The sequence below is a fragment of the Cupriavidus sp. L7L genome, from assembly GCF_004353535.1.
GTDB classification, from domain to species: domain Bacteria; phylum Pseudomonadota; class Gammaproteobacteria; order Burkholderiales; family Burkholderiaceae; genus Cupriavidus; species Cupriavidus oxalaticus_A.
In genome coordinates this window covers 1-1,721 of record NZ_SMNY01000195.1, presented here as the reverse complement: position 1 = coordinate 1,721, position 1,721 = coordinate 1, and the positions used below count along the sequence as shown (strand labels likewise).

Below are 1,721 nucleotides of genomic sequence, written 5' to 3'. Positions count from 1 at the left end.
GTGTGATCTTCGCGTTGCTTTTATCTGATGTTATTTCTTATTAAACGGCCGATATGACAACTTCTGGACACCCCACTTGCGGGGGATGGCATCAAGTTGGGGCACTCAGATGTGGCCTTGCCGCAAAGGTGGGCTTCACCGCAAGGGGCCAGGCCTGGGCTCGCACTCGCGAGTCGGGGACGCTGCCTGGGCCCAATTTGGCCGGTGGCCATCTTCGCAAAACGGGCGCTGCCCTTCTGGGCCTAGCGGGTAAAACTCAGGAGCAGTGCCTGAATGGGGCAATAATTATCGGCATTGTCTTTTGCTGCACAAAGCCGGCAGGTACGAACGGGGGAGAAAAATTTCTCCTTGCAAAACAGTGGGTTGGAGACAACCCACTCAGTAGGAGCAGAAGCCCCTGCGGACCGCTATCAAGCGGTTATGCGCCTTCTGGCTTTGGGGTCGGTGTCGGCTTACTCTGGTCGCGGTACTTCGGCCAGGCCGAACGCTTGGGCGCGTAGTGCGTTCTGGCCGTCCGCGTGGATGCATGCCCGAGCAGGCGGGCAACTTCCTGGTGATCGTGCACGGCCTTGGCGTTCGCACTGAACTGGTGACGAGCAGAATACAGCGCATAGCGCTTAGTGGGGTCGTTCCCCCAGAGCGCTTTGCAAGCTCGATTGACTGCGACCGCGCAGTTTTCATGGATTTCGGTGAAGGACCTTCCTTCTGCCAGCATTTCGCGGACGGAGGCGATATGCGCGCGCACGACGCCTATATCTTCGGACGCAACAGGGACAGAGCGCGTCGGGCCGGTTCCCCGTCCATTTGTGGCCTTGGCATTACGCGCATGCAGTAAGCCGGTCGTCTCGTCCAGCTCAGCGTACTCCCACTCGCGTGGGCGCAAGCCGGTCGCGACCGCGGCCATCAGCCACAGACTTGCGCGCTTGGCGTAGCGACCGTTCCGGGTAGGGTTCGAGAGGTTGGCGACAAGCAGGTCGTAGTCGGCTTTCCGGATGCCCTTGCGCTTACGGGAGGAAGTCTGGCCGACAGCTTTCGGTAGCACGCAGTCACCATAAGGAAGGGTCCGGATCTCTTCCGCAGTCTGGGTGAATAGTGCATTGCCAGTCCTTTCGGCCTCGATTTCGTAGCGGCAGACCAGACTGGCCTGGTACTGCCGGAACGTCGACCACTTCCATTGGGACGCGTTCCGCTTCATGAAGGCTACGACCGCGTCAGGCGGCGGATATGCGTCGTCAGGCAGCGCCATCTCTTTCGCCAAGCGATTCATCAAGCCGTTCGCTCGCCGGAGGTAGCTCTCGACCGTTGACGATGTCCGGGATTGCTCGCGTGCTCTGTTCGGATTCATGTGCCTCGCACTTCTCTGGTTGCGGTTGGTTCCGGTGCGGCTGACTTGGCCTCGCCGCCCCTGCTCTCTCTAGGCGTATTCGCCTTCTTGTCCTCGACCGTCCGTTGGCTACCGCGGGCTGATTTCTGACCTGGTTGCATTCGGTCTTGTCGATTGCTGCCATCCCGCTTCCGCCCGGGTCCGGACCCTGCTTCCTCGAGATGGCCCGCGAGCACCGCGGCCTGAAGCCTATTTTGGTCGGTGCCAGACCTTTTGCTTCCCGCGCTCGGCTGACTACTGCCCGGTGATACCGGCCTGCGAGGTCGTCCCGCTCGGTTGCCACCCGGCGTGGCCACGCTGCTCGCCTTCAACCCTGCCGGAGTCGTCCGGATTGGGT

The 1,721-nt window shown here is 61.1% G+C and carries 1 protein-coding gene; it reads right to left on the bottom strand.

Annotation, left to right across the window (positions count from 1 at the left end):
- Positions 1-418 precede the first annotated feature (418 nt).
- The gene (locus tag E1J61_RS37105; RefSeq protein ID WP_133098688.1) at positions 419-1,345 is read right to left on the bottom strand and encodes a site-specific integrase; all 927 of its coding nucleotides are present in this window, start codon (positions 1,343-1,345) and stop codon (positions 419-421) included.
- Positions 1,346-1,721 lie beyond the last annotated feature (376 nt).

Excerpts from the sequence above, each read along its gene's own strand:
- E1J61_RS37105 (WP_133098688.1), bottom strand. The coding sequence starts at position 1,345 with ATGAATCCGAACAGAGCACGCGAGCAATCCCGGACATCGTCAACGGTC.